This is a genomic window from Afipia sp. GW821-FHT14H12 (genome assembly GCF_058803465.1).
On sequence record NZ_JBXAOZ010000001.1, the window covers coordinates 1,693,632 to 1,715,920 of the forward strand.

Genomic DNA, 22,289 nt, shown 5'->3' on the forward strand with positions numbered 1-22,289 from the left:
AACGGTTCGGTCAATAGTAAATAGGGTTGACCGAACCGTTTGGTCAATGAAAGGCTCCACCGATGGCCCCGCGTGAGCAATCTGCCGTCCGCAAGGCTGATGTTGACGAAAATGGCGATGTTTCGTCGCCTTCCGGTTCTCCGCCCCGCCCCCGGTTGGAGGATGTGACCGCACGCCGCACAACGGAAAGCCCCGACACCGTAGCCGATGCCCCGGCTGCGGCGGGCTCCCGCTGGGCGCGGCTTGGCCGCCGCCAGAAAATTTTCGCAGGGCTCGGAGCGGTGGCCGCGATCGCGCTGGCCGTGTTCGGCATCCACTATTTTCTGGTCGGCCGCTACATGGTGTCGACCGACGACGCCTATGTCCGCGCCAACAATACAATGCTTGGCGCGCGCGCCTCCGGCTATCTCGCGAAGATCGCGGTCGGTGACAACACCGAGGTGAAGGCGGGCGATCTTTTGTTCCAGATCGACGATGGTGATTACAAGATCGCGGTCGACAACGCTCGCGCCAAGATCGCGACACAGGAAGCCACCATCCAACGCATTGGCCGTCAGGCAAAAGCGCAGGAAAGTGCGGTCGAGCAGGCGCAAGCCCAACTCGAGTCCGCGCAGGCTGCGGCCAAGCGCGCCGAAGCTGATTTCGTCCGCCAGAGCCAGTTAAGCGAGAAGGGTTTTGCCTCGAAGGCGACCTTCGACCAGTCGCAGGCGACCCGCGACCAGAGCAATGCCTCGGTGCAGGGCGCCCAGGCCAATCTCGACGCCGCGCAGGCGCAGATCGACGTCATCAAGGCGCAGCAGACTGAAGCCGAAGGACAGCTCGGCGAATTGAAGACTGCGCTTGCCAAGGCTGAGCGCGACCTGTCCTTCACCACCATTCGCGCGCCGATCGACGGCGTGTTCTCCAATCGCCTCGTCAACGAAGGCGACAATATTTCAGTGGGCCAGCGTCTCGCCAATGTCGTGCCGCTGGATGACGTGTTCATCGACGCCAATTTCAAGGAAACCCAGCTCGCACGCATTCGTCCCGGCCAGCCGGTTTACATCAGCGTTGACGCTGTGAAGGGCCGCGACATCGTCGGCACCGTCGAGAGCCTGTCGCCCGCGTCGGGTTCTGTGTTCACGCTGCTGCCGCCGGACAACGCCACCGGCAACTTCACCAAGATCGTGCAGCGCCTGCCGGTTCGCGTGCGCGTCCCGAAAGCCGTCGCGCGTGAGAATCTTCTCCGCGCGGGCATGTCGGTCGAGGTTGAAGTCGATACGCGGAAGTCCTCCAAACAAGCTCTTGCCAAAGCAGAGTAGCACTCGCGGAGTTCGCGCATGAGCGCAGCATCCGGCACCATAGGATCGATACCAGCCGCCACGCCTGCTTGGGAGAGCGTGGCGCCGCGCCGCATGATCGCGTTCCTGATCATGATCTTCGGCATGTTCATGTCGATCCTGGACATCCAGATCGTGTCGGCGTCGCTGTCCGAAATTCAGGCCGGCCTGTCGGCGTCCGCGACCGAAGTATCGTGGGTGCAGACCGCGTATCTGATCGCGGAAGTGATCGCGATCCCGCTCTCGGGCTTCCTGTCGCGCGCATTCGGCACGAGGCTGTTGTTCGCGATCTCCGCGGCGGGCTTCACCATCTCGAGCTTCATGTGCGGCCTGACCTCGACCATCGACGAGATGATCCTGTGGCGCGCGGTGCAGGGCTTTCTTGGCGCGGGCATGATCCCCACGGTGTTTGCTTCTGCCTACACCGTGTTTCCGCGCAGCAAGCTGTCGATCGTCACGCCCGCGATCGGCCTTGTCGCAACCCTTGCGCCGACGATCGGTCCTACGGTAGGCGGCTACATCACGGATGCCGCGTCGTGGCACTGGCTGTTCTTCATCAACGTGGTGCCGGGCATCCTTGTGACGCTCGGCGTGCTGGCGCTGGTCGATTTCGATCAGCCGAACTTCGCCTTGCTGGATCATTTCGACTGGTTCGGTTTCGCAGCGATGGCGGGCTTTCTCGGCTCGCTCGAATACGTCCTGGAAGAGGGGCCGCAATACCAGTGGTTCGAAGACGAGTCGGTCGCGATCATGGGCGTCGTCTGCGCCATCTCGACCGTGGCATTCTTCTATCGGGTGCTCACAGCGAAAGAGCCGATCGTCGACATCCGCGCCTTTACCGATCGTAATTTTGCGATCGGCAGCATCTTCTCTTTCTGCGTCGGTATCGGCCTTTATGGCATGACGTATATTTATCCGCGCTATCTTGCCGAGATCCGCGGCTATAACCCGCTAATGATCGGCGAGACGATGTTCGTCTCCGGTCTTGCGATGTTCATGACGGCCCCGCTCGTCGGCCGCCTGATGAACAAGGTCGATCCGCGCTACATGATCGGTGTCGGCCTGCTCGTCTTCGCGCTCAGCACATGGCAGATGACGTGGATCACGTCGCAGTATGACTTCTATGAATTGTTGTGGCCGCAGATTTTCCGCGGGCTCGGCATCATGCTGGCGATGATCCCGGTCAACAACATTGCGCTCGGTACGCTGGCGCCGGAGCGGATGAAGAACGCCTCCGGACTGTTCAACCTGACCCGCAACATGGGTGGCGCGGTCGGACTTGCGCTCATCAATACGGTTCTGAACGATCGCACCGATCTTCACATCTCCCGTCTTCATGACGTGGTGAATTGGGGTAACGCGAGCGCGGTCGAGATGCTGAATACGTTGACGCAGCGTTTTCAGGGGCAGGGCGATGCGCAGTTGATGGCATTGAAGGTGTTGTGGCAGCGGGTGCATCAGCAGGCGGCGGTGATGGGATACGCGGACGCCTTCTATCTGCTGACGGTGTTTTATATCGGCCTCAGCTTGCTCGTTGTCGTGGTGAAGCGGCCGAAGCCCGGCGCTGGGGCAGGCGCGGGGCACTGATGTGGTGAAGGGCCCGGCGCGGTTGCGCCGGACCCTTCATAGACCATCGCTTGTCGCGATGCGGATGTCAGCCAGCCTGTAAGCCGGGTTCTGTAGGGCCTGAATGGTTTGCACCACGCAGACGTGACGGCCATTCCTCTGGGACGTGGATTGCTCCGCGCCTCTAGCAACCTACCCGGATGGCGGGCTCGACATCGCCCCGCGGAGTTATCGCCCTGAGGCGAACTTTCCACTGTGCCATCCCTATTCGGTCTTGCTCCCGGTGGGGTTTGCCATGCCGTCGCCGTTGCCGGAAACGCGGTGCGCTCTTACCGCACCTTTTCACCCTTACCGCGCGCTCCTTGCGGAGGCGAGGCGGTTCGTTCTCTGTGGCACTTTCCCTGAAGTCGCCTTCGCCGGACGTTATCCGGCACCGTATGTCGATGGAGCCCGGACTTTCCTCCCTTGCGACCTTTCGATCCTGCAAGAGCGGCCGTCCGGCCGACTGACGCTGACCACATGGCGGTTTCGCTTCCCGGCGTCAAGCCGAGCGAGGGCTATCGCGATCCGACCGATGGGAGAGGTTAGGAGGTGCGAAGGCCAGATCAGGCGACTTTGGAGGCGTCTGGCAGGGTTTCGAGCAGGCTCGTGAGCGTCGTCAGCGTCGACTGGTCCGCGATGCCGTCGACCCGCTCGGGGCGGAAATGACGCTGGAATGCCGCCACCGCGTCCATCGTCACGCCGTCATACTGGCCGCTCGGCAGGACAGGGTAGCCGTAACGGACCAGTGCGCGCTGCAGCGCCATGATCTCGTCGCTGGTGGTTCCCAGAAACTTGCGGTCGCTATGCGTAAGCGGGGCAGGCTCGACCCAGTGCCCGACGCCGGAATCGGCCAGAAGCCGCCAGGGAAATTTCTCGCCCGGATCCTTCTTGCGCGCGGGGGCGACATCGGAGTGCGCCAGCACGCGATGCTTCGGCACTTTTCGCCGTAGCATGATGCCTTTGCACAGCGCGATCACCGCTGCGACCTGGCGTAAGGGAAAATCCGGATAGCCCAGATCGTGGCCGGGATTGACGATCTCAATGCCGATCGAGGCGGAATTGACGTCACTGTCGCCGTCCCATGACGATGTGCCGGCATGCCAGGCGCGGTGGGATTCCCGGACGCACTGGATGATGTTGCCGTCTTCCATCACGACATAATGCGCGGAGACTTCGGTGCCGGCGGTGCACAGCCGCTTCAGCGCGCTCGAAGCATCGGACATGCCCGTGTAATGCAGCACGATCATGTCGGGCTGGCGCCCGGCCTTGCGCTCATTGAAGTTCGGAGACGGTCGTACGTCGAAGACGACGGACGAATCCGGAGTAAAGCTCACCATGTCGTCTTGCGATCCGAGGGGGGATGCCAACCGTTCGCGGTGTGCGGCGAATCCAGCAGATGCGAACGACTCAAACGACATGTGACAACCAAACGAGGCAAGACCACGACGTACTCAACGGTACCGTCAGTATCGCGCTCCCGGAACGCGCGGCGCAATCAGCAGGTTCCCTTTATCCACATCCGGTCTGAATCGGTGGCCGGGCACTGATTGAGGGCCATCCCGGGGGTCATCAACCATTCCTTAACGATAATTACCGCTACTGAAGGGTGAAGAACCGCGCCCGATTTGTACCCAATCGCGGTTCCCCGGTGCGCTCGACCCATGGCAAGACTCTTGGCAGACCCTCGCCATACAGACGGAACTCCGCTCATGACGACAATTTGCCTGCGCGGGCTTCCGGCAGGCAAGCCATCGCGTGTGCGCATGGAAACGCGTGATGGGCACGGCTGTTATTATGGAGGAGCCAAAGGGTTCCGGGTGAGGAGTGCGGCATGAGCACAGCCTCTTCCCGCCATATCTCCGTTCTCGGCCGCGAGGCGGTGGAGTTTCTCGCACCGCACGCGGGCGGCATCTACGTCGACGCGACCTTCGGCGCGGGCGGCTACAGCAAACGTATTCTCGAAGTCGCCGGCACCCGCGTCATCGGCATCGACCGCGACCGCACCGCTGTGGCGGAGGCGTTCGATCTGATCGAGCGCGCGGGGGGCCGCCTGACGGTGGTGCAGGACAGGTTTTCCTATCTCGCCGAGGTTTGCGCGGCGGAAGGGGCGCCGCAGGTCGATGGCATCGTAATGGATATCGGCGTGTCGTCGATGCAGCTCGACCGGGCGGAGCGCGGCTTTTCGTTCCGCCATGACGGCCCGCTCGACATGCGCATGGGGCAGGAGGGTGCGAGTGCCGCCGATGTGGTCGCGGTGGCCTCGGAGAAGGATCTCGCCAACATCATCTACATTTTCGGCGAGGAGCGGCACTCCCGCGCCGTGGCGCGCGCCATCGTCAAGGCGCGGCAGGACAATCCGATCGTCACCACCAAGGCGCTGGCCGACATCGTGTCGAGCGTCGTGCGGGCGCGCCCCAACGAGATTCATCCTGCGACCCGCACGTTTCAGGCGCTGCGGATTTTCATCAACGAAGAACTCGACGAATTGCAGACCGCGCTGCACGCCTCCGAGCGTGCGCTCAAGCCGGGCGGCAGGCTGGTGGTCGTGTCATTCCACTCGCTGGAGGACCGCATCGTCAAGAATTTCCTCGCCAGCCGCGCGAAGCAGGGTGGCGGTTCGCGCCATCTGCCGGAGGTCGAGCAGATCGCGCCGAGCTTCGAGATCCTGACCAAGCGCCCCGTGGTGGCCAATGACAACGAGACGGCTGTCAATCCGCGCGCGCGTTCCGCCAAGCTGCGCGCGGCACAGCGCACCGCCAACCCCTCGCATCATGAAGACATGAGCTTTGACTGGCCGACCCTGCGTTCGGTGATGAAGGGGGGACGGTCTTGAGGATCATCCATTTCCTTGTCATCTGCGCGCTGGTGATCTCGGCGGCCTATGTCTATCGCATCAAGATGGACTCGACGGTGCGCACCGAGCGCGTGTTGCGGCTGCGTGCCGATATTCGCGAGGAGCGCAATAAGATTGCGGCGTTGCGTGCGGAATGGGCCAAGCTGTCCTCGCCCGCGCGGTTGCAGGGGCTGGTGGAGCGCCATCTCCAGCTTCGGCCGATCGATGCCAACCAGTTTGACTCCCTGAAGAACCTGCCGTCGCGACCGCCGAGCTACATCAAGCCGAACGACCCCGATCCGATCGGTGCGATGATCGATGTCGTCAGCCCGGATGAAGCGACTGGCTCGATTCCTGCGCCTGCACCGGCGCCATCTTCATCCGCAGTCACGGGAGGCGCGCAATGAGCGACGGCGTTTCCGTGACCCCGGCTGAGCCGCTGCGTCAGCGGCTGATCCGTAAGTTGCTGTATGGCAATGTCGACCGCGCCGCCAAGGCGCGCGCGCGCGTCGGGCTTGCGATGCTGGCGTTCTCGGCGGTCTTTGCAGTCATCGCGCTGCGGCTCGTGATGTACGGGGTGATGGGTGATACCCATAACGGGCGCCGTGGCGGTGCGCAGGACGCGGTCGCGACCGCGCGACCCGATATTCTGGATCGCAACGGCGAAATCCTCGCGACGGACATCAAAGCGGCCTCGCTTTATGCCGAACCGCGCAAGCTCATCGACAAGGATGAGGCGATCGAGCTTCTGACGGCGACGCTGCCCGATCTCGATCCCGGCGAAGTGCGCGACCGGCTGTCGTCTCGCAAGGGCTTCGTCTGGCTCAAGCGCGAACTGACGCCGAAGCAGCAGCGCGACGTGTTCAAGCTCGGCCTGCCGGGCGTGGGCTTCCTGCGCGAGAACAAGCGCGTCTACCCGACCGGCCGCGACGTCTCTCACCTGATCGGTCTCGTCAATATCGACAATCAGGGCATCGCGGGCATGGAGAAGTGGCTCGACGGCAACGGCCTCGCCGATCTGCATCGGGCGGGCTTCGCCACCGACCGCCAGCAGGAGCCGATCGAGCTGGCCGTCGATCTGCGTGTCGAGCACGCGCTGCGCGACGAACTGGTGAAGGCCAAGGAGAAATTCCACGCCAAGGCGGCGTCCGGCATCGTTAGCAATGTTCATACCGGCGAAATCGTCGCGATGGTGTCGCTGCCGGATTTCGATCCGAACAACCCGAAGGAAGCCAACGATCCCGACCGCATCAACCGCCTGACTACCGGCGTGTATGAAATGGGTTCGACCTTCAAGGCGTTCACCCTGGCGATGGCGCTGGATTCCGGCAAGACCACGCTGAATTCGATGTGGGATGTGCGCACGCCGCTGCAATATGGCCGCTTCCGGATTCACGACGATCACCCGCTCGGCCGCGCGATCAACACCAAGGAGGTCTTTACCTATTCCTCCAACATCGGTGCGGCGCGCATTGCGCTGTCGCAGGGCATCGAGGCGCACAAGGCGTTTCTTGCCAAAATGGGGCAGTTGACGCGGCTGCGTACCGAACTGCCGGAAAGCGCCTCGCCGATCCTGCCGCGGCACTGGGGTGAACTGAACACCGTGACCATTGCCTTCGGTCACGGCATCGCGGTGGCGCCCTTGCAGGCGGTGATGGGCATCGACGCGCTGGTGAATGGGGGCTACCTCATTCCGCCGACCTTCCTCAAGCGCAGCGAGGCGGATGCGATGAAACTCGCCAAGCGCGTCATCAAGCCGGAAACCAGCGACAAGATGCGTTTCCTGATGCGGCTGAATGCCGAGGTCGGAACCGCCCGCAAGGCAGACGTGCCGGGCTATTATATCGGCGGCAAGACCGGCACCGCCGAGAAGGTCATCAACGGCCGCTATGCCAAGAAGAAGGTGCTGAACGCCTTCACAGCGATCATGCCCGCCGATAATCCGCAATATCAGTTGCTTGTGATGCTGGATGAGCCGCAGGCGCTGCCCGAGACCCATGGGTTCATCACTTCTGGCTGGAACGCCGTGCCGACCGGTGGCAAGGTGATCGCGCGGATAGCGCCGCTTCTGGGGATCAAGCCGCGCTTCGATTTGCCGCCGTCCGAGCGCCTTATTCTTGCGACATCGAGGGAGAATCGGTAAGCGCAACGGGTTGCCGCCCGCCTTCGGCTAGGGAAGTGGATTTGGACATCCGCGACCCTTGGACCACCAGGACCCCATGAATCTACGCGAACTTTTCAGCGGTGATGCCACTTTCGACCCGCAAACAAGTGAGCTTGCGGTGGCGGGACTTGCCGTGGACAGCCGTGCGGTGAAGCCGGGAGACGTGTTCTTTGCGCTCGGCGGCAGCAAGACCGACGGCACGCGCTTCATCGGCGCGGCCATTGAGGCTGGCGCCGTGGCGGTCGTCGCGGATCACGCTCATTCCGTCTCCGTGCCTGTCATCGTCACGTCAAATCCGCGCCGGGCGCTGGCGCTTGCCGCCGCCGCCTTTTATCCGCGCCAGCCGCAGACCATCGCCGCCGTCACCGGCACCAGCGGCAAGACCTCGGTCGCGGCGTTCACGCGGCAATTGTGGGACAGCCTCGGTTACGACGCGGCGAGTCTGGGCACCATCGGCATCGTCTCGCGTCACCGTAACGTCTACGGCTCCCTGACGACGCCAGATCCCGTCGCGCTGCATCGTGCGCTCGATGAACTGGCGGGCGATGGCGTAACGCATCTCGCGCTGGAAGCATCCTCGCATGGCCTCGACCAGCATCGGCTCGATGGCGTGCGGATCGCGGCGGCGGCTTTCACCAATCTCTCGCGCGACCACATGGATTATCATCCGACCGTCGAACATTATCTCGCGGCCAAGCTGCGGCTGTTCACCGACCTTGCGCCCGAAGGCGCGCCCGCGGTGATCGCCGCCGATCATGAGCATTCCGCCGCGGTGATCGCCGCGGCCCGTGCGCGCAAGCTGGATGTCATCACGATTGGACGGAAGGGTGAGGGCATTCGGCTTGTCGATGCCACGATTGACGGGTTCGGGCAGAAGATGGCGATCCAACATCGCGGGCAGACCCATCGGTTGCGCCTGCCGCTGGTCGGCGAATTCCAGATCGAGAACGCGCTGGTTGCAGCAGGTCTTGTGATCGCCACGGGGGGCGATGCGACGAAAACATTTTCAGCGCTGGAACAACTCGAAGGCGCCAAGGGGCGTCTCGAACTGATCGGCGATTGCCGCGGCGCGCCGGTGTTTGTCGATTACGCGCACAAGCCTGATGCGCTGATGAAGGCGCTCGAGGCGTTGCGGCCTTACGCGAAGGGGCGACTGGTCGTGGTGTTCGGCGCGGGCGGCGACCGCGATGCGGGCAAGCGGCCTCTGATGGGCGCCATCGCCATGCAGTACGCCGATGCGGTGATCGTTACCGACGACAACCCGCGCAGCGAAAGGCCTGCCACGATCCGCGCAGAAATTCTGGCGGCGGCAAAAGGGGCAAAAGAAATTGGCGACCGGACGGAAGCGATCCGTTCCGCTGTGGCCTCCCTTCAGCCCGGCGATGTGCTGCTGATCGCGGGCAAGGGTCATGAGACCGGGCAAATCGTCGGAGATAAAGTGTTGCCGTTCAGCGATCACGAAGCGGCCTCGGCCGCGCTCGCGGAGCATGCCGCATGACCGGACAGCTCTGGACGATCGCCGCGATGGCGGAAGCGATGAGCGCGGAACGCGTCGGCGCGTTGCCCGAAGGCGTGACCGGCATCTCCATCGACAGCCGCACCATCGCGCCGGGCGAGGCGTATTTCGCGATCAAGGGTGACGTGCACGACGGCCACGCCTTTGTCGAGGCGGCGCTGAAGAACGGCGGCGGTGTCGCCGTGATCGCGCAGTCGCATCGCGCAGAATTCCCCGATGATCTGCCGCTGTTGGTGGTGCCGGACGTGCTCGCGGGTCTTGTCGATCTCGCAAAAGCCTCGCGCGCGCGCGCGCATGCGAAAATCATCGCGGTGACGGGATCGGTCGGCAAGACCTCGACCAAGGAGGCGCTGCGTACGGTGTTGCAGGCGCAGGGCGAGACTCATGCATCGGCGGCGTCCTTCAACAATCACTGGGGCGTGCCGCTGTCGCTCGCGCGCTGCCCTTCAAGTGCGCGGTTCGCGATCTTCGAGATTGGCATGAACCATGCGGGCGAAATCGAGCCGCTGGTGAAACTGGTGCGTCCGCATCTGGCGATCATCACCACGGTGGAGCCGGTGCATCTCGAATTCTTCTCCGGCATCGAGGCGATTGCCGATGCCAAGGCGGAAATCTTCACCGGGCTTGAGCCGGATGGCGCGGCGATCCTCAACATCGACAATGCGCAGTTCGCGCGCCTGGAGAACAAGGCCAAGGCAAGCGGCGTTTCTCGCATCGTGACGTTCGGGGAGAATGCAAAAGCGGATGCGCGTCTGCTTGACGTTGCGCTTCATGGTGAGTGTTCCGCAGTCCATGCCGACCTGCTCCATCATGATGTGACGTACAAGGTTGGTGTTCCGGGGCGGCACATGGCGATGAATTCGCTCGCGGTACTTGCGGCAACGACATTGGCGGGAGCCGACCTCGCGCTGTCGGCGCTGGCGCTCGCGGAATTTCGGCCCGCAGCGGGGCGGGGCGTCCGCCAGATGCTCGAACTCCCGGGCGGGACGGTGACGCTGATCGACGAAAGCTATAATGCCAATCCGGCTTCCATGACGGCGGCCATGAACGTGCTGGGCCAGACCGCGATCGGCCCGCGGGGCCGCCGTATCGCGGTTCTGGGCGATATGCTCGAGCTTGGCCCGAAGGGGCGGGAGCTTCATGGCGGTCTGGCCGCCTCGGTTGCGGCCAATAAAATCGATCTGGTATTTTGTTGCGGTCCTTTAATGCGTGCGTTGTGGGATGCCCTTCCCTCGGCGAAGAAGGGGGGCTATGCCGAAGACTCGGCAAAGCTGGAATCACAGCTCGTCGCGGGAATTCGCGCGGGCGATGCGATCATGGTCAAGGGATCGCTCGGCTCGCGCATGAAATTGATTGTAGCCGCGCTTGAGAAGAATTTTCCGAGCGGCGCGGATGCGGACGATCTCACGGTATAGGCGGTTTGCATGTTTTATTGGTTGACCGATCTCGCAGGTACGATTCCGGGCATCAACGTCTTTCGCTACATCACCTTCCGCACCGGCGGCGCGATGGTGACGGGTGCGTTGTTCGTGTTCATGTTTGGACCCTGGATCATCGACCATCTGCGACTCGCGCAAGGCAAGGGCCAGCCGATCCGCGCTGATGGGCCGCCGACGCATCTCGTCACCAAGAAGGGCACGCCCACCATGGGCGGGCTGATGATCCTGTCCGGCCTCGTGGTGGCGACGCTGTTGTGGGCCAACCTGCGCAACCCCTATGTGTGGGTCGTGCTGATGGTCACGCTCGGTTTCGGTTTCGTCGGCTTCTATGACGACTATCTGAAAGTCACCAAGCAGACCCATGCCGGATTCTCGGGAAAGTCGCGGCTCGCGGTCGAGGGGCTGATCGCGCTGCTTGCCTGTGCGGCGATTGTCTGGTCGGCGCGCGATTCTGCCGTGACTCAACTCGGCATTCCCTTCGTCAAGGATTTTGCCATCAACCTCGGCTGGTTCTACGTGATCTTCGGCGGCTTTATCATCGTCGGCGCGGGCAATGCGGTGAACCTGACCGACGGCCTCGACGGCTTGGCCATCGTCCCGGTGATGATCGCCGCCGCGAGCTTCGGCATGATCTCCTATCTCGTCGGCAACGCGGTGTTCTCCGAATATCTGCAGATCCGCTACGTCGCGGGCACCGGCGAACTTGCGGTGCTGTGCGGCGCAGTGCTCGGCGCTGGCCTGGGCTTTCTGTGGTTCAATGCGCCGCCCGCTTCGATCTTCATGGGCGACACCGGCTCGCTCGCGCTGGGCGGCATGATCGGCAGCATCGCGGTTGCGGTGAAGCACGAGATCGTGCTGGCGGTGATCGGCGGGCTGTTCGTGTTCGAGGCGCTGTCGGTGATCGTGCAGGTCGCGTCCTTCAAGCTGACCGGCAAGCGCATCTTCCGCATGGCGCCGATCCATCATCATTACGAACAGAAGGGCTGGACCGAACCGCAGATCGTGATCCGCTTCTGGATCATCGCGGTGATGCTGGCGCTCGCCGGTTTGTCGACACTGAAATTGCGGTGAGCCTATGATTCCCGTCACCTGTTTCGAAGGACAGACCGTCGCCGTATTCGGTCTCGGTGGCTCTGGTCTGGCCAGTTGCCATGCACTGAAAGCGGGCGGCGCGGAAGTCATCGCCGGCGATGACAGCGCCGAGCGGTTGGCGCAGGCCGCGAAGGCGGGTTTCATCACCGCCGACCTGCGCACCGTGTCGTGGGAGAATTTCGCTGCGCTTATTCTCACGCCGGGCGTGCCGCTGACCCATCCGGCGCCGCACTGGAGCGTCGAGATGGCGCACAAGGCTGGCATCGAAGTCATCGGCGATGTCGAGTTGTTCTGCCGCGAGCGGCGGCGGCATGCGCCGAGCGCGCCGTTCGTCGCCATCACCGGCACCAATGGCAAGTCCACCACCACCGCACTGACCGCGCATCTGATGCGTCAGGCAGGCTTCGATGTGCAGATGGGCGGCAATATCGGTACCGCCATCCTGTCGCTGGAGCCGCCTGCCGCGCGGCGCGTGCACGTCATCGAGATGTCGTCCTACCAGATCGATCTGACACCATCGCTCGATCCCAGCGTCGGCATTCTGCTCAATGTCACGGAAGATCACATCGATCGTCATGGCAGCATCGAGAATTATGCCGAGGTGAAAGAGCGCCTTGTGGTCGGCGTGCAGCGTGGCGGCACGGCGATCGTTGGCGTCGACGACGATTTCAGCGCCAAGGCGGCGCGCAATGCGGAACTGGCGGGCAAGCATGTCGTCACGGTTTCGGTGCAGCGCCGGCTGGACAATGGCGTGTTTCTCGAAGGCGAAACCATCGTGCGCGGCGCGGCTGGCGGCACTGCGAAGCTGGTTGATCTGCGCGGCATCGGTTCGCTACGCGGCCGTCACAACGCACAAAACGCGGCTTGTGCCGCGAGCGCGGCACTTGCGCTCGGTGTGCCGTTCGACGTAGTGCAGCGGGGCCTGCGCAGCTTTCCGGGGCTGGCGCATCGGATGGAGCAGGTCGGGCGCAAGGGTGAGGTGCTGTTCGTCAACGACTCCAAGGGCACCAATGCCGATGCGGCGGGCCGCGCGCTGTCGTCCTTCAGCGATATCTACTGGATCGCGGGCGGCAAGCCGAAAAGCGGCGGCATTGAATCGCTGCGTGAGTTCTTCCCGCGCATCCGCAGGGCCTACCTGATCGGCGAGGCGGCGGAGGAGTTCTCCAAGACCCTCGAAGGTGTGCCGCAGGAAATGTCCGGCACGCTCGACGTCGCCGTGCCGCATGCGGCGCGTGACGCGGAGGCGGCGGGCGGGCAGGCCGTGGTGCTGCTGTCGCCGGCTTGCGCCTCGTTCGACCAGTTCCCGAATTTCGAGGTGCGGGGCGATCATTTCCGCAAGCTGGTGATGGCGCTTCCGGGCGTCGCGCCGGTGAAGCCGTAAAAGTTTTTACATCTCGTTAACTCTCCCGAAACCATGATCGGCGACCAATGGCGGATAGCCGCCTGAAGGACCGCCGCCATGATGTCACGCGAACAACGCACGCCGCTGAGCGAGTGGTGGTGGACCGTCGACAAGCTCCTGCTTGCGGCGATCATGGCGTTGATCCTGGCGGGCGTGATCCTGTCGCTGGCGGCGAGCCCGCCGGTCGCGACCCGCATCGGGCTCGATCCGTTTCATTTCTTCAATCGCCACGTGCTGTTCCTGGTGCCGTCGATCATCGTGATGATCGGGACATCGTTCCTGTCGCCGAAGCATGTTCGCCGCAGCGCCTTGATCGTGCTGGCGATCAGCATGGCGTTGATCGTGGCGACGCTTCTGTTCGGCCCGGAGGTGAAGGGCGCAAGGCGCTGGATCACCATCATCGGCGTCAACATTCAGGCCTCGGAAGCCGCCAAGCCTGCGTTCGTCGTGGTGGTGTCGTGGCTGTTCGCGGAATCGACGCGGCGTCCGGAAATGCCCGCGACCTCGATGGCGCTTGTTCTCCTCGGCATGCTGATCACGTTGCTGGTGCTTGAGCCGGATTTCGGCCAGACCATGTTGATGCTCACCGTCTGGGGTGCGCTGTTCTTCATCGCGGGCATGCGGATGGTGTGGGTGTTCGGCCTCGCGGGCGTATCGGCGGTCGGGCTGTTTACGGCCTATCTCACGGTGCCGCATGTGGCGGCGCGTATTCAGCGATTCATGAACCCAGCGTCTGGCGACACTTTCCAGGTCGATCTCGCCGCCGATTCTTTCATGCGGGGCGGATGGTTCGGGCAGGGGCCGGGCGAGGGCACCGTGAAACGGTTGCTGCCTGACAGCCACACCGACTTTGTGTTCGCGGTCGGCGCGGAGGAATTCGGCATCGTGCTGTGCCTCGCGCTGCTCGCGCTGTTCGCCTTCATCGTGCTGCGCTCGCTGTCACGCGCCTATGCGAGCGAGGACCTGTTCACGCGCTTTGCGGCCTCCGGCCTCGCCATCATGTTCGGCACTCAGGCCTGCATCAACATGGCGGTGAACCTGCACCTGATGCCCGCCAAGGGTATGACGTTGCCGTTCATCTCCTATGGCGGTTCGTCGATGGTATCGCTGGCCTACGGCATCGGCATGCTGCTGGCGCTGACGCGGCAGCGGCCGAGCGTCGAAATGGATTCAATGGGTGCCGCCAACGCGGCGCGCGCCTACGCCTGAGCGCACGATATGATATGATGGCGTGATGACGGACGCTCCCCTCGTATTGTTGGCGGCTGGCGGTACCGGCGGACACCTGTTTCCTGCCGAGGCGCTTGGCGCTGTGCTGATGAACCGCGGCTATCGCGTGCGGCTCGTCACCGACGACCGCGCCGTGCGCTACAGTGGCCTGTTTTCCAACGACATGATCGACGTGGTGCCGAGCGAAACCGTGCGCGGCCGTAATCCGCTGTCGCTGGCGCGCACCGCGGCGATGCTGTCGGCGGGTGCCGCCAAGGCGGTGCTGTTGATTCGCAAGCTGAAGCCTGCCGTGGTGGTCGGCTTCGGCGGCTACCCGACGCTGCCGCCGTTGATGGCGGCGAAGCTGCTCGGCGTGCCCTCCCTCATTCACGATTCCAACGCGGTGCTCGGCCGCGCCAATCGGCTGTTATCGTCGCGCGTCAATGCGATTGCGACCTCGCTGCCCGGCGTGCTGGATCGCGATCCTGCGCTCGCGTCCAAGGCGACGACTACCGGCACGCCGATGCGCTCGAATATTCTGGCCGCGGCTGCTGTTCCGTTCAAGGCACCGGAGGCGGCGGGGCCGTTCCGTCTGCTGGTGGTTGGTGGCAGCCAGGGCGCGCGCGTGATGTCGGATATCGTGCCCGGCGCCATCGAACAATTGGAGCCTGCGCTGTGGAACAGGCTGTCGCTGATCCAGCAGGTACGCGAGGAAGACATGCCGCGCGTTCGCGCGATTTATGAGCGCCTCAAGGTTCAGGCTGAACTGGCACCGTTCTTCAGCGATCTTCCGGCGCGGCTTGCTGCGAGCCATCTTGTCGTGTCGCGCTCGGGCGCGGGCACCGTGGCTGAACTCGCTGCCATCGGGCGGCCTTCGATCCTGGTGCCGCTGCCGGGCGCCATCGATCAGGACCAGTTCGCCAATGCGGGCGTGCTGGTGGATGCGGGCGGCGCGATCCGGATTCCGCAATCCGAATTCACGCCGCATCGGCTGGCATCTGAGATTTCCGCCTTGGCGGCCGAGCCGCAGCGGCTCGCGGACATGGCCGCGAATGCCCGCAAGGCGGGGAGGCTCGATGCCGCCGACCGGCTGGCCGATCTGGTCGTGAAAGTCGCCGGAATCTAACGTCTTGAGACTGATTTAGCCCTTGTCAGGGACCGCCGAAGCGAGGCATCCAATAGGGCATGACAAGGATATTTGCATGAGACTGCCGCGCGAAATCGGACCCATTCACTTCGTCGGTATCGGCGGTATCGGCATGAGTGGCATCGCCGAGGTGCTGTGCAATCTCGGTTACACCGTGCAAGGGTCGGACGTTGCCGAGAACGCCAATGTCGTGCGGTTGCGCGACAAGGGCATCAAGGTTTCGGTCGGCCACAAGGCGGAGAACGTCAACGGCGCCGATGTGCTGGTCGTCTCCACCGCGATCAAGCGTGACAATCCGGAGCTGATGGCGGCGCGCGCGCAGCGTATTCCTGTCGTGCGCCGGGCGGAAATGCTCGCCGAACTGATGCGGCTGAAAAGCTGCATCGCCATCGCCGGAACTCACGGCAAGACCACCACGACCTCGATGGTTGCGACGCTGCTCGATGCGGGTGCCCTCGACCCGACCGTCATCAACGGCGGCATCATCAATGCTTACGGCACTAACGCGCGACTCGGCGCAGGCGACTGGATGGTGGTCGAGGCGGACGAGAGCGACGGCACCTTCCTGAAGCTGCCCGTCGATGTCGCCATTGTCACCAATGTCGACCCCGAGCATCTCGATCATTTCAAGACGTTCGAGGCGGTGCAGGAAGCGTTCCGGCATTTCGTGGAAGGCGTGCCATTCTACGGTTTCGCGGTGATGTGCATCGATCACGCCGTGGTGCAGGCGCTGGTCGGCAAGATCGAGGATCGCCGCATCATCACCTACGGCGAGAACCCGCAGGCCGATGCGCGGCTGGTCGATCTGCAGCCGTTCACGGGCGGCTCGAAGTTCAAGGTTGAGATTCGCCATCGTAAGGCGGGTGCGGCGCATGTCATTTCCGATCTCGTGTTGCCAATGCCGGGTCGCCACAATGCGCTCAATGCGACGGCCGCGATTGCGGTCGCGTATGAGGTCGGCATGTCGGATGAGGCCATCCGCAAGGCGCTGGCGGGCTTCGGCGGCGTCAAGCGGCGTTTCACGCGCACCGGCGAATGGAACAGCGTCACCGTCATCGACGATTACGGCCATCATCCGGTTGAGATCGCGGCGGTGCTGAAGGCAGCGCGTGATTCGACCAAGGGCAGGGTGATCGCGGTGGTGCAGCCGCATCGTTACACCCGGCTGCAATCGCTGTTCGAGGAATTCTGCACCTGCTTCAATGACGCCGATACCGTGGTGGTGGCCGACGTCTATCCCGCGGGCGAAGCGCCGATCCCCGGCATCGATCGCGATTCCTTCGTCCTCGGTCTGCGTGCGCACGGCCACCGCGAGGTGATCCCGCTGGAAGGCGCGTCGCAACTGGCCTCCATCGTCCGCCGGATTGCGCAGCCGGGCGATTTCGTCGTCTGTCTTGGTGCAGGCAGCATCTCGCAATGGGCCTATGCGCTGCCGAGCGAATTGAAGGCGCTCGACAAGTGAGCTTTCCCGATATCAGCGCCGACCTGAAAGCCGCGATGCCGCAATTGCGCGGACGGGTGCTTGCGAATGAGCCGCTGGGACCGCTGACATGGTTTCGCGTCGGCGGTCCAGCGCAGATTCTGTTCACGCCTGCCGACGAGGATGACCTCGCTTATTTCCTGAAGCATCTTCCGACAGACATTCCGGTCTACGTCATCGGTGTCGGCTCGAACCTGATCGTCCGTGACGGCGGCGTGGAGGGTGTCGTCATCCGTCTGTCACCGCGCGGCTTCGGTTCGGTGGTGGCAGAGGGCGATACGGTGCGCGCGGGCACGGCGGCGCTCGACAAGCGCGTGGCGGAGGCTGCTGCTGCCGCCAACATCGGTGGTCTTGAGTTTTATTTCGGCATTCCGGGTTCGATCGGTGGCGCGTTGCGCATGAACGCGGGCGCCAATGGCGGCGAGACCAAGGATGTCTTGGTTGAAGCCCGTGGCGTTACGCGCAATGGCGACAAGGTGACGTTCAGCAACGCGGAGATGAAGTTCGTCTATCGCAGCCATGGCGTCGATCCGTCGATCATCTTCACCTCGGCGCTGTATCGCGGCGTCGTGACGGAGACTGAAAAAATCCGCGCGCGTATGAACGAGGTGCAGCAGCATCGCGAAACCGCGCAGCCGATCCGCGAGAAGACCGGCGGCTCGACCTTCAAGAATCCGCCCGGCCACAGTTCATGGAAGCTGATCGATGCGGCGGGCCTGCGCGGCTTTCGGGTCGGCGGTGCGCAGGTGTCGGAGATGCACTGTAATTTCCTCATCAACACCGGCGATGCCACGGCCCATGACATCGAGACGCTGGGCGAGACGGTGCGCGAGCGCGTCAAGGCGCAGTCCGGCATTGAGCTGCACTGGGAAATCAAGCGGATCGGCGTTCCGTAGTTTTTCTCAGCCATTCAGCGCGCGGATCGCCTCGATCGGCGCGGGCGAGAGACGGAATGCGCCGTAGAACGGGTATTCCTGAAATGCCACCAGAGTGAGCGTGATAACGGCGGCGCTCGCGAAAACGATGAGGGCGGCCGTCATGGCGCGCGGCCGCTCGATATGAACCAGCGCGATCGAGATTTCCGTAATCAAGCCGAGCACGATCACCACGATCCAAGTCAGATCGTTGGTGTGGTCGGACGCTATCGCGAGCCGTTCGGTGCGCGCATTGCCCGCCCGCACCGCCGCATTCAGGAGTGCCGCGTGAACGGCGTTGCCGGAAGTGCGCGCGATACCGGGATCGCTGATCTTGCGCAGCAGTTCGTCATAGGCGGCGGTGGTTCGGGGCGAACTGTGGCCTTCCATCATTGTGGGCCATTCGTCGGCGATCACAGAGCCGACATAGGTTTTCAGCGCGTCGCGGATCGCTGCCATGTCGGCCACCGCCGCAACGCTCAGGGTGTGGACGTTGCGCAGTTCGCCCGCTTCGGCCTGTATCGCGCGATTGGCCTGGCGGCCGCGGTCGGCGATGTCGTTGGCGAGAAAGCCCGCGAGCAGGGCGAACAGGATGGCGGAGGCATTGAAGAACGGGGCCACGATGCCGTTCAGCGATTGCATCGGGCAGCGGAACGGCGGGCAGAAGGACAAGATGCGCAGCACGATGACCATGCCGAAATACAGCGCGATCAGCGTCAGAAAAATGCCCATCGGCGGTAGTTCGAGCCAGGTTCTGATCATGACGAAAACCGGTATCCGGTCAGTTGTGTCGTGGCCTGCAAGGCGGAGTCGGATAACCCAAATCTACATGCAGAATGCGGGCGCGCGAACCCCTCGCGTCTGTTTCCGCCCCTTGGTCGCTTCGGCAAATCAGCGTAGTTAGGGCGGATCAAGGAGTGACAATGGCTGCATCCAAACACGTCGCCGTCCTGATGGGCGGATGGTCCTCGGAGCGGGAAGTCTCATTGCGATCCGGCGCGGCCTGTGCCGCGGCGCTTGAGAGCAGGGGATACCGCGTGACGCGCGTCGACGTGCAGCGTGACATTGCCACCGTGCTTGCCGCGCTGAAGCCGGATGTCGCCTTCATGGCGCTGCATGGGCGGCCCGGCGAAGACGGTACCATTCAGGGCGTGCTGGAGACGATCGGGATTCCCTACACCCATTCCGGCGTGCTGGCGTCGTCGCTTGCCATGCAGAAGGATCTCGCCAAGACGGTGATGGCGACGGCGGGCGTGCCGGTTGCGGCAGGATTGACGCTGTCGCGCACGGACATCGCCAAGGCGCATCCCATGGAGCCGCCTTACGTCATCAAACCGGTCGCGGACGGCTCCAGCGTCGGGGTGTTCATCGTCACCGAGGAGCATGCCCACCCGCCGCAGGAACTGTTTCGGGACGACTGGTCTTATGGCGAGCGCCTGCTGGTGGAAAAATACGTCGCCGGCCGTGAATTGACCTGCGCCGTCATCAAGGGGGAGGCCAGCGAGGTCACGGAAATTGTTCCTCTGCTAAAATTCTATGATTACGAGGCAAAGTATTCAAAAGGCGCATCAAAACACGTTCTGCCCGCACCTATTTTACCCTTTGTTTACCAGGAAGTCCGAAGGTTGACGCTGGCCGCGCATGTGTCGCTTGGCTGCCGGGGTGTGAGTAGGGCGGATTTCCGCTACGACGATCGCATCGAGGGGACGGGGGGACTCGTCTGTCTTGAGGTGAATACCCAACCCGGCATGACCGAGACGTCACTTGTTCCAGAGCTTGCAGGATATGCGGGCGTTGCATTTGACGAGTTGGTTCAATGGATGGTGGAGGACGCCTCTCTCGATCGGTGAGACAGACGCAATCGCGTTCTGCCCCGGCCCGGAAGGCTGCTGCCACGTCCCGTGACGCCATGGTCTCGACGCGCCGCTATGTGTTCGAGCCGGAGCGCGAGGAAAATCCCAACGGCTTTTTTGCCAAGCTGGAACGCCGCCTGCCGCGCGGTCTCGGCGTCGCGGCGACCGTGGTTCTGCTGGTCGGCGCGGGTCTGTTCGGTGCCGTCAAAGGCGGTCATGCCGACAATGTCGTCACCGCTTTCCAGGATACCCGCAACGCGCTGGCCAATGCCGTCGGCTTCCGTATCACCTCAGTGGCCATTTCCGGCCGCAAGCAATTGACCCAGGACGAAATTCTCGCGGTCGGCGGCGTCAATGGCCGCTCATCGCTCTTGTTCCTTGATGCCGCGACGGTCCGCGACCGCCTGAAGGGTGATCCGTGGATCGCGGATGCGACCGTACAGAAGCTTTATCCCGGCCGTCTCCAGATCGACATCACCGAACGCAAGCCCTACGCGCTGTGGCAGCAGGAGGGTCGCCTCTCCGTGATCGCGGAAGACGGCACCGTGCTTGAGCCGTATGTTGCCAACCGCTTTAACCTCCTGCCGCTGGTGGTGGGCGAAGGCGCGCAGGAGCGCGCCCATGCGTTCCTCGACCTGCTGGCGAATTATCCGAACATCCGCAACCAGACCCGCGCCATCATCCTCGTCGGCGATCGGCGCTGGAATCTGCGCCTGACCAACGGTATGGACGTGCGGCTGCCGGAGACCGGCACCGAGGCGGCGCTCGCCACGCTGGTCAAGCTCGACAGCGACGAGCAACTGCTGTCCCGCGACATCACCTCCATCGACCTGCGCCTGCCCGACCGGGTGACGGTGCGGCTGTCGGAAGACGCCGCCAAGGCCCGCGCGGACGCGATTGCGGCCAGCAAGCCGAAGCGCAAGGCAGGTGACGCATGAGCGGCTTCGATCATGGCCAGACTCCGAAGACGCGCCAGATGCCGCCGAACAAGACGGCGCTGGTGGCTGCCCTCGATATCGGATCGAGCAAGATCGCCTGCCTGATCGCGCGGCTGAAGCCCTGCCCGCCGAGCGAGACGCTGCGCGGCCGGACCCATGCGATCGAGCTGATCGGCATGAGCCACATCCAGTCGCGCGGCATCAAGGCCGGCGCGGTGTCTGACCTCAACGAATGCGAGCATGCGGTCCGTCATGCGGTCGCGCTCGCCGAACGGATGGCGCGGGTTCGCGTCGAATCAGTTCTGCTGTCGATGTCGTCCGGCCGCCTCAGCGGACAGTTGATGGAAGCGGCTGCGGAATTACGTCAGGGCGCGGTCACGCAATCGGATATCGACCGGATCGTCTGCGCCGGCATGCATCACGCAACCGGGGAGGGGCGGACCGTCCTCCATACCCTGCCGGTGGGCTATTCGCTCGACGGCGTGAGGGGCGTGCGCGATCCGCGCGGCATGGTCGCCCGTCATTTCGGCGTCGATATGAACGTCGTGACCGCCGACGTCTCGGCGGCGCGTAACCTGATGCTGGTCGTCGAGCGTTGCCACCTCAATGTCGAGGCCATGGCGGCGGCGCCTTACGTCGCGGGCCTGGCCGTGTTGACCGATGACGAGGCCGATCTTGGCGCCGCGGTGGTCGATATGGGGGCCGGTACGACAACCATTGCGACCTATTCCGGCGGGCAGTTCGTGCATGCGTCCGGCTTCGCGCTCGGTGGTCAGCACGTCACCATGGATCTGGCGCGCGGACTGGGGGTCTGCATTGCGGATGCCGAGCGAATCAAGACGTTATATGGCACGGTGCTGACCGGTGGCGTCGACGCGCGCGAGACGCTGAGTGTTCCGGCTGCGGACGACTACGAGCGCGATGCGCCGCAGATTGTCACCCGTGCGACGATCGCGAACATCGTCAAGCAGCGGGTCGAGGAGATTTTCGAGATGGTCCGCGATCGGCTGGCCCAGTCCCCGTTTGCAGGCGAACCGCGCGCCCAGATCGTGCTGACCGGCGGTGCGTCGCAACTCACCGGCCTTCCGGATCTCGCAAGCCGCATCCTTGGCCGCCCCGTGCGCATCGGCCGCCCTCTCGGTTTCGGCAAGGTGCCGGGCGAGGCGAAGAGCGCGTCGTTCGCGGTACCGGCGGGACTGCTGGTTTATCCGCAATTCGCACAACTCGAATACATCGAACCGCGGCACACGCGGCATCTTATGACAGGGACCAATGGTTATTTCGGAAAGGTCGGACGATGGCTTCGCGAGGGCTTCTGATGACACCGAACGACTTCCTTCCACCAACGTCTTCGGCGCTGCGCCGAAGTGACAGC

At 63.6% G+C, this 22,289-nt stretch carries 18 protein-coding genes and 1 other RNA gene; 16 read left to right on the forward strand and 3 right to left on the reverse strand.

The features are described from left to right. Positions 1-62: 62 nt before the first annotated feature. Together AC1RNA_RS08410 and AC1RNA_RS08415 are read left to right on the forward strand one after the other, a co-directional pair. Complete coding sequence (locus tag AC1RNA_RS08410; protein WP_492950784.1) at positions 63-1,301, forward strand: HlyD family secretion protein; 1,239 nt, start codon at positions 63-65, stop codon at positions 1,299-1,301. Positions 1,302-1,319: 18 nt separating this feature from the next. Beyond that, positions 1,320-2,906 carry a DHA2 family efflux MFS transporter permease subunit gene (locus AC1RNA_RS08415; RefSeq protein WP_492950785.1) on the forward strand — a complete coding sequence of 529 codons (1,587 nt, stop codon included), beginning with the start codon at positions 1,320-1,322 and terminating at the stop codon, positions 2,904-2,906. Between the two features lie 63 nt (positions 2,907-2,969). On the opposite strand, the gene rnpB is transcribed toward AC1RNA_RS08415, so the two are convergent. Continuing rightward, positions 2,970-3,394, reverse strand: an RNA gene (gene rnpB, locus AC1RNA_RS08420) — RNase P RNA component class A. A gap of 96 nt (positions 3,395-3,490) precedes the next feature. Beyond that, positions 3,491-4,264, reverse strand: coding sequence for an N-acetylmuramoyl-L-alanine amidase (locus tag AC1RNA_RS08425; RefSeq protein WP_009337137.1), 774 nt, complete (start codon positions 4,262-4,264; stop codon positions 3,491-3,493). A 494-nt stretch (positions 4,265-4,758) separates the two neighbouring features. Here AC1RNA_RS08425 and rsmH point away from each other — a divergent pair, with 494 nt between their 5' ends. From rsmH to murB, 11 genes are all read left to right on the forward strand, one after another. Further along, on the forward strand, positions 4,759-5,760 hold the full coding sequence (gene rsmH / locus AC1RNA_RS08430) for a 16S rRNA (cytosine(1402)-N(4))-methyltransferase RsmH (protein ID WP_492950786.1): 1,002 nt from the start codon (positions 4,759-4,761) through the stop codon (positions 5,758-5,760). Next, entirely contained in the window at positions 5,757-6,167 is a 411-nt protein-coding gene (gene ftsL / locus AC1RNA_RS08435) for a cell division protein FtsL (protein ID WP_009337133.1), read from the forward strand. The genes rsmH and ftsL overlap by 4 nt, the downstream gene beginning before the upstream one ends. Further along, positions 6,164-7,903, forward strand: a complete 1,740-nt coding sequence (locus tag AC1RNA_RS08440; protein WP_009337130.1) for a peptidoglycan D,D-transpeptidase FtsI family protein — start codon at positions 6,164-6,166, stop codon at positions 7,901-7,903. Before ftsL ends, AC1RNA_RS08440 begins: the two co-directional genes overlap by 4 nt. Before the next feature lie 76 nt (positions 7,904-7,979). Further along, positions 7,980-9,422: a UDP-N-acetylmuramoyl-L-alanyl-D-glutamate--2,6-diaminopimelate ligase gene (locus AC1RNA_RS08445; protein WP_492950787.1), complete on the forward strand. Its 1,443-nt coding sequence runs from the start codon at positions 7,980-7,982 to the stop codon at positions 9,420-9,422. Next, complete coding sequence (locus AC1RNA_RS08450) at positions 9,419-10,855, forward strand: UDP-N-acetylmuramoylalanyl-D-glutamyl-2,6-diaminopimelate--D-alanyl-D-alanine ligase (RefSeq protein WP_492950788.1); 1,437 nt, start codon at positions 9,419-9,421, stop codon at positions 10,853-10,855. The genes AC1RNA_RS08445 and AC1RNA_RS08450 overlap by 4 nt, the downstream gene beginning before the upstream one ends. Positions 10,856-10,864: 9 nt before the next feature. After that, positions 10,865-11,950: a phospho-N-acetylmuramoyl-pentapeptide-transferase gene (gene mraY, locus AC1RNA_RS08455; RefSeq protein WP_009337124.1), complete on the forward strand. Its 1,086-nt coding sequence runs from the start codon at positions 10,865-10,867 to the stop codon at positions 11,948-11,950. A gap of 4 nt (positions 11,951-11,954) precedes the next feature. Further along, the gene (murD, locus tag AC1RNA_RS08460; RefSeq protein ID WP_492950789.1) at positions 11,955-13,352 is read left to right on the forward strand and encodes a UDP-N-acetylmuramoyl-L-alanine--D-glutamate ligase; all 1,398 of its coding nucleotides are present in this window, start codon (positions 11,955-11,957) and stop codon (positions 13,350-13,352) included. A gap of 78 nt (positions 13,353-13,430) precedes the next feature. Continuing rightward, the gene (ftsW, locus tag AC1RNA_RS08465) at positions 13,431-14,582 is read left to right on the forward strand and encodes a putative lipid II flippase FtsW (RefSeq protein WP_009337122.1); all 1,152 of its coding nucleotides are present in this window, start codon (positions 13,431-13,433) and stop codon (positions 14,580-14,582) included. 22 nt (positions 14,583-14,604) lie between these two features. Beyond that, positions 14,605-15,708, forward strand: a complete 1,104-nt coding sequence (gene murG / locus AC1RNA_RS08470) for an undecaprenyldiphospho-muramoylpentapeptide beta-N-acetylglucosaminyltransferase (RefSeq protein WP_492950790.1) — start codon at positions 14,605-14,607, stop codon at positions 15,706-15,708. A 76-nt stretch (positions 15,709-15,784) separates the two neighbouring features. Then, a complete protein-coding gene (gene murC / locus AC1RNA_RS08475; protein ID WP_492950791.1) occupies positions 15,785-17,191 on the forward strand; it encodes a UDP-N-acetylmuramate--L-alanine ligase in 1,407 nt (468 codons plus the stop codon). Beyond that, a complete protein-coding gene (murB, locus tag AC1RNA_RS08480; RefSeq protein ID WP_492950792.1) occupies positions 17,188-18,105 on the forward strand; it encodes a UDP-N-acetylmuramate dehydrogenase in 918 nt (305 codons plus the stop codon). The genes murC and murB overlap by 4 nt, the downstream gene beginning before the upstream one ends. A 6-nt stretch (positions 18,106-18,111) precedes the next feature. On the opposite strand, the gene AC1RNA_RS08485 is transcribed toward murB, so the two are convergent. Next, positions 18,112-18,885 (reverse strand): bestrophin-like domain, encoded by a 774-nt coding sequence (locus tag AC1RNA_RS08485; RefSeq protein WP_492950793.1) that lies wholly within the window; start codon positions 18,883-18,885, stop codon positions 18,112-18,114. A 161-nt stretch (positions 18,886-19,046) separates the two neighbouring features. Between AC1RNA_RS08485 and AC1RNA_RS08490 the strand changes: the two genes are divergently transcribed. The 3 genes from AC1RNA_RS08490 to ftsA are packed head-to-tail and all read left to right on the forward strand — an operon-like array spanning position 19,047 to position 22,233. Further along, positions 19,047-19,973 (forward strand): D-alanine--D-alanine ligase, encoded by a 927-nt coding sequence (locus tag AC1RNA_RS08490; RefSeq protein ID WP_492950794.1) that lies wholly within the window; start codon positions 19,047-19,049, stop codon positions 19,971-19,973. After that, positions 19,940-20,914: a cell division protein FtsQ/DivIB gene (locus AC1RNA_RS08495; protein ID WP_492950795.1), complete on the forward strand. Its 975-nt coding sequence runs from the start codon at positions 19,940-19,942 to the stop codon at positions 20,912-20,914. The genes AC1RNA_RS08490 and AC1RNA_RS08495 overlap by 34 nt, the downstream gene beginning before the upstream one ends. After that, positions 20,911-22,233 carry a cell division protein FtsA gene (gene ftsA / locus AC1RNA_RS08500; RefSeq protein ID WP_009337115.1) on the forward strand — a complete coding sequence of 441 codons (1,323 nt, stop codon included), beginning with the start codon at positions 20,911-20,913 and terminating at the stop codon, positions 22,231-22,233. The genes AC1RNA_RS08495 and ftsA overlap by 4 nt, the downstream gene beginning before the upstream one ends. Positions 22,234-22,289: the final 56 nt, after the last annotated feature.